Consider the following 5,706-nt stretch of genomic DNA (forward strand, 5'->3'; position numbering starts at 1 on the left):
CGAGGAAGGCGATCCGCCGGTTGCCCTGGCCGATGAGGTGGCGCACGGCCGCGCGGGCCGCCGCGACGTTGTCGATGGCGATGTGGTCGTAGGGCGCCTCGTACTCGCGCTCGCCCAGCAGGACCAGCGGCGCCGTTTCGGTGCGCGCCATGAGGTCCTCGGTCTCCAGGTGGATGGGGCTGAGGATGAGACCGTCGATCACATGGGACCGGAAACCCTGGCTGACCAGGAGTTCCTTCTCCCTGAGACCGGCGGTGTGGTCGACCAGGACGGTGTAGTCGTGCCGGGCGGCCGCGTCGATGACCGCTCCGGCGAGTTCCGCGAAGTACGGGTTGCCGAATTCGGGGACGGCGAGAGCGATGATGCCCGTGCGGCCCTTGCGCAGATGGCGGGCGGTGAGGTTCGGCCGGTAGCCGAGCTCGTCGATCGCCTGCTGCACCTTGGCGCGCATGGCCGGTGTGACGTGCTGATAGTTGTTCACCACGTTCGACACGGTCTTGATGGACACGCCCGCCCGTTGCGCAACGTCCTTGAGGCTGACGCCCACGGCACTCCTCGGTTCGGCTCGGCTCGGTTCTGCTCTGTGTCCGGCCCTGTCCGGCCGGCTCGTCGTCAGGTGCTTGTGCGACTGCGCGCGAGATAGCGCTGGGCCACCACGACAACGATAAGGAAGCCGCCGCTGACGACGGACTGGTAGGAGGAGTTGAGCGAGCCGATCTGGTTGATCAGGTTCTGGATGACGGCCAGCAGCAGGACGCCCCACAGGGTTCCGCTGATGGAACCGGCGCCTCCCACGAGGAGGGTGCCTCCGATGACGACTGCGGAGATCGCGTCGAGTTCCATGCCCACGCCGACGATGGTGACGCCGGAGGACAGTCTGGCCGCGTTGAGGGCGCCGGCGAGTCCGGCGAGCAGGCCGCTGAGCGTGTAGACGAGGATCTTCGTACGGGCGACGGGGAGGCCCATCAGGGTGGCGGCGTCACTGCTGCCGCCCACGGCGAAGAGGGTCTGCCCGAACGAGGTGCGCTGCAGGACGAGGCCGCCGGCCCCGAAGAGCACGAGGGCGATGAGGACCGGGTGGCCGAAGCCCCAGACACTGCCCTGGCCGAGCTCGCCGAACGCGGAGTCCTCGGGCACCAGACGGGTGGTGGCGCCCTCGTCGGTGAGGGCGAGCAGCAGACCGCGGGCGCCCAGCAGGGTGGCGAGGGTGACGATGAAGGGTGCCATGTTCCCACGGGCGATCAGGAGCCCGTTGAGCAGGCCGATTCCGCCGCACACCAGGAGGGGGAGCAGCAGCGCGGCGAGGAAGCCGTGCTGCGAGGCCCAGGCGGCGAGGACTCCTCCGAGGGCGAAGACCGACCCGACGGACAGGTCGATGCCGCCCGTGATGATGACCATCGTCATGCCGAGCGCGACCACGGCGAGGAAGGACGCCTGGATGGTCACCCCGCGGGCGTTGTCCAGGGACGCGAACGTCGGGTAGACGAACGAGGCGGCGATCACGACGGCCAGCAGGACCGCGAGGACGCCCTGGCGTTGCAGGAGTTCGGCGGCGCGCTGCCGGCCGGTCCGTTCGGGGCGGGGCGCGGGCGCTTCCGGCGGCGCCGGGGCGGCGGTGACGGGTTCGGTTTCGTTCATCGGGACCGACGCTCCCGGGCGACGTAGACGGCGGCGATGATGATGGCCGCCTGGGCGATCTGTGCGGTGGAGTCGGGCAGGTCGTGCTTGACGAGCGTGGCGCGCAGGAGCTGCATGAGCAGGGCGCCCGCCACGGTGCCGAGCACCCGGACGGAGCCCCCGTCGAGGGGGGTGCCGCCGACCACGACGGCTGTGATGGCGGAGAGTTCCATGAGGGTGCCGAGCGAGGACGGGTCGCTCGCGGTGAGCCTGGCCGTGGCGAGGATGCCGGCGAGAGCCGCGAGCACCCCGCAGATGACGTATACGCCGATGAGGATCCGTTTGACGGGCAGCCCGGCGAGCGCGGCGGCGGAGCGGTTCCCGCCGACGGCGACGACCTGCCGGCCGAAGGTGGTGCGCTGCACCAGGAAGGCGACGGCGGCGGCCAGTACCCCGGCGATCCAGACGACCAGCGGAATGCCGAGGACGGAGCCGGTGCCGAGCGACAGCAGGTCGGGGTTGACGATCTGCTTCAGCTGGCCGTCGGCCATGACGAGGGCGAGCCCGCGGCCTCCGACGAAGAGGGCGAGGGTCGCCACGATGGGCTGCAGCCCGACGAGGGAGACGAGGGCGCCGTTGACCGCCCCGACGACGGCGCCTGCCAGGAGGGCGACCACGAGTGCGGGTACGAGCCCGTATCCGAGGTAGAGCGGGAGGAAGGCGGCGGCGAGCGCCATGGTCGAGCCGACGGACAGGTCGACGCCCTCGGTACCGATGACCAGGGCCATGCCCAGCGCGACGATGACGATGGGGGCGACCTGGACGAGCTGGGTGCGGAAGTTGTCGGCGGTCATGAAGTGGTCGGTGAACAGGGCGTTGAAGAGCAGCACCACTGCCACGGCCATGTAGACGCCGTAGGTCTGGTACCAGGCGGGATCACGCAGCCGGGCCAGGGGGCCGGCGGACTTCCGGGGGGTGTCGCCCTTCGTGGGCGGGGCGACGGCGGTCCGGGTCATCGGGGGTCCTCCTGGGTGGCCGGGGCCCTGTCCGCCGGCTCCGGTGCGTGATCGGCGAGCACTTCGAGCAGCCGGTCCTCGGCCACGTCGTCACCCGACAGCTCGCCCGCGACCGCTCCGCCGCGCAGGACGACGATCCGGTCGGCGCCTTCGATGAGCTCCTCGATGTCCGAGGAGATGAGCAGGACGGCGAGTCCTTCACGGGCGAGGTCGTCGATGAGGCTCTGGACCTCGGCCTTGGCTCCGACGTCGATGCCCCGGGTGGGCTCGTCGAGGAGCAGGACCTTGGGTTCCAGGCAGAGCCAGCGGGCCAGCAGGACCTTCTGCTGGTTGCCGCCGGAGAGTTCACCGACCTTCTGTTCGGGGCTGGACGCCTTGATCCGCAGGCGTTCCATGAAGATGTCGACGATCCGGTCCTGTTTGGCCCGTGAGACGACACCGGCCCGGGAGAGCCGGGGCATGGCCGCCAGCACGATGTTCTCGCGGACGGAGAGACCGGGGACGATGCCTTCCGCCTTGCGGTCCTCGGGCAGCAGGCTGATGCCGGCCCGGATGGCGGCGGCCGGGGTGAGCCGCTTCAGGGTGGTGCCGTCGACGGTGAGTTCGCCCGCGTCCAGGGGCAGCGCACCGGACAGCGCCTTGGCCGTCTCGCTTCGGCCGGACCCGAGGAGGCCCCCGAGGCCGAGCACCTCTCCCGCGTACAGGGACACGGATATGCCGTGGAGCTGGAGGCGGCTGGAGAGGCCGGTCGCGGTGAGTACGGGTGCGCGGGCGGCCTCGTGTCCCTCCGCGGCGAAGCTGGTGACGCCGGAGCGGCGTACGTCGGAAAGGTCACGGCCGAGCATCATCGACACGAGCTGCATCCGGTCGAGGTCGGCGAGTGCGCCGGTGTGGATGTGGCGTCCGTCGCGCAGGACGGTGACCCGGTCGCAGATCCGGTAGAGCTCGTCCATGCGGTGGCTGACGTACAGGACGGCGATGCCCTGGCCCCGCAGGCGTCCGATGACGCGGAAGAGGGTCTCGACCTCGCGCGGTTCGAGCGAGGAGGTGGGTTCGTCCATGATGACGACCTGGGCGTTGACGGACACCGCGCGTGCGAGCGCGACCATCTGCTGGGTGCCGACCCCGAGGGTGTGCAGGGGGCGCCGGGGGTCGACGCGTACGCCGAACCCGTCGAGCAGTTCGCCCGTCTCCCGGTGCATACGGGCGAAGTCGATGAGGCCGAACCGGTTCCTGGGCTCGCGGCCCAGGAAGATGTTCCGCGCCACGCTCATCAGCGGGACGAGGTTGACCTCCTGGTAGATCGTGGAGATTCCGGCGTGCTGGGCTTCGGCCGGCCGCGCGAACCGCACCGGTTCGCCGGTCATCCGCAGTTCTCCGCCGTCCGGCCGGTACACACCGGTCAGCACCTTGATGAGGGTGGACTTGCCCGCGCCGTTCTCACCGACCAGCGCGTGGGTCTCCCCCGCGCGCAGGGAGAAGGTGACGTCGTCGAGGGCTACGACGCCGGGGAACCGTTTGCTCACCGAACGGGCTTCGAGCACGGCGGAGGCCGTGCGGCCGGCCGCCTCCGGTGCCTGGGGTATCGCTTCGGGTGGTGCCATGGGGGTGCTCGGCCTTCCGCTGTCCAAGGGGTGAGGGCCCGGGAGCCGCCGTGGCCCGGGGTGGGCGTCACGGCGGCCGGAGCCGTTGGGGCCGGTGGCCGGTCAGTAGGCTCCGCCCAGCGACTCCTTGGCGTTGGTCTCGTCGTAGGAGCGGTCGGAGATGATGACGTTCTCGGGGATCTCCTCGCCGTCGTAGAACTTCTGGGCGGTCGCGAAGGCCAGCGGCCCGAAGCGCGGGTTGGACTCGATGACGGCGTTGTACTCGCCGTCGACCAGGGCCTGTACGGCATTGCGGGTGCCGTCGACCGAGACGATCTTGACGTCCTTGCCGGGCTTCTTGCCGGCCGCCTTCAGCGCGGTGACGGCGCCGAGGCCCATCTCGTCGTTCTCCGCGTAGACGGCGGTGATGTCGGGCTTGGACTGGATGAGCTGCTCCATGACCTGCTGGCCCTTGTCACGGGCGAACTCGCCGGTCTGCTGGGCGACGATCTCGATGCCGGGCGCCTCCGCCTCGATCCGGTCGACGAAGCCCTTCGTCCGGTCGGTGGTGACGTTGTTGCCGGAGGCGCCGAGGAGGATGGCCACCTTGCCCTTGCCGCCGGTCGCCTTGATCATCGCGTCGGCGGCCCGCTTGCCCTGCTCCACGAAGTCGGAGCCGAGGAAAGCCACGTAGTCCTTGCAGGCCGTGGAGTTGACCTTGCGGTCGATGGTCAGGACGGGGACCTTCTTCGCCGCCGCGGCCTTGAGCGCCGGCTCCAGGCCGTCGGAGTTCAGCGGGGCGATGATGAGGAACTGGGCGCCCTGCGACAGCATGTCCTGGATGTCGCTGATCTGCTTGGACAGCTGCGACTGCGCGTTGGTGGTGAGCAGCTTCTTGACGCCGATCCTGGCGGCCTCGTCCTTGATCGACCGGGTCTCGGCGATCCGGAACGGGTTGGCCTCCTTCTCCGACTGGGAGAAGCCGACCACCGCGTCCTTGAGGTCGATCTCGGGCGCGCCGTAGCTCTGGAGCGAACAGCCCGGACCGGAGGCGGCCGCGGGGGACTCGGCCGCCTGGGCGCCCTGGCCGCTGTCACCGCCCGCGCTGTTCGAGGTCTCCGACTTGGAGCAGCCGGAGGCGGCCAGCGTGGCGGTGGCGGCGAGCAGGCAGGCCGCGGCGAGGGTGCCGGCGGCGGTCAGGGGGCGGGCGCGCATGGCGGTCGTCGTCCTCGGGTCTCGAAGGGGTGTCGTCGGCCATCCTCGCGGGCCCGGCTTGGGACGGTCTTCGATCCGGCTTGCACGTGCCGGATCCGTTCCGCTGCGGCCCCCGCGGGTATGGCCCGGTCGTGAGCGGACACGTCTTCGTCGTGGGGGCGGACCTGCGCCGCCTCGTCTGCGACGACGTGCTGGTGCCGACCGACCGGTCGCTGCGGGTCACCCCCGGATGGCGCGAGTTGCTGCCTCCGGAGCTCCTCACCAGCGAGGACGCC

5 protein-coding genes are annotated in these 5,706 nt (G+C 70.6%); all 5 read right to left on the reverse strand.

Annotated features, from left to right (window positions below; all coding sequences use genetic code 11):
- Positions 1-547: LacI family DNA-binding transcriptional regulator (locus VN520_RS02145; protein WP_325745099.1), on the reverse strand; the 547-nt coding region annotated here is incomplete at its 3' end.
- A gap of 65 nt (positions 548-612) precedes the next feature.
- Complete coding sequence (locus VN520_RS02150; protein WP_325745100.1) at positions 613-1,638, reverse strand: ABC transporter permease; 1,026 nt, start codon at positions 1,636-1,638, stop codon at positions 613-615.
- Complete coding sequence (locus VN520_RS02155) at positions 1,635-2,633, reverse strand: ABC transporter permease (RefSeq protein WP_325745101.1); 999 nt, start codon at positions 2,631-2,633, stop codon at positions 1,635-1,637. The genes VN520_RS02150 and VN520_RS02155 overlap by 4 nt, the downstream gene beginning before the upstream one ends.
- Positions 2,630-4,237: a sugar ABC transporter ATP-binding protein gene (locus VN520_RS02160; RefSeq protein ID WP_325745102.1), complete on the reverse strand. Its 1,608-nt coding sequence runs from the start codon at positions 4,235-4,237 to the stop codon at positions 2,630-2,632. Before VN520_RS02160 ends, VN520_RS02155 begins: the two co-directional genes overlap by 4 nt.
- Before the next feature lie 102 nt (positions 4,238-4,339).
- A complete protein-coding gene (locus VN520_RS02165; RefSeq protein WP_325745103.1) occupies positions 4,340-5,431 on the reverse strand; it encodes an ABC transporter substrate-binding protein in 1,092 nt (363 codons plus the stop codon).
- Between the last annotated feature and the right edge of the window lie 275 nt (positions 5,432-5,706).

This window comes from Streptomyces sp. (assembly GCF_035563135.1).
Classification (GTDB): Bacteria; Actinomycetota; Actinomycetes; order Streptomycetales; family Streptomycetaceae; genus Streptomyces.

Excerpts from the sequence above, each read along its gene's own strand:
- VN520_RS02155 (WP_325745101.1), bottom strand. The coding sequence starts at position 2,633 with ATGACCCGGACCGCCGTCGCCCCGCCCACGAAGGGCGACACCCCCCGG.
- VN520_RS02160 (WP_325745102.1), bottom strand. The coding sequence starts at position 4,237 with ATGGCACCACCCGAAGCGATACCCCAGGCACCGGAGGCGGCCGGCCGC.
- VN520_RS02165 (WP_325745103.1), bottom strand. The coding sequence starts at position 5,431 with ATGCGCGCCCGCCCCCTGACCGCCGCCGGCACCCTCGCCGCGGCCTGC.
- VN520_RS02150 (WP_325745100.1), bottom strand. The coding sequence starts at position 1,638 with ATGAACGAAACCGAACCCGTCACCGCCGCCCCGGCGCCGCCGGAAGCG.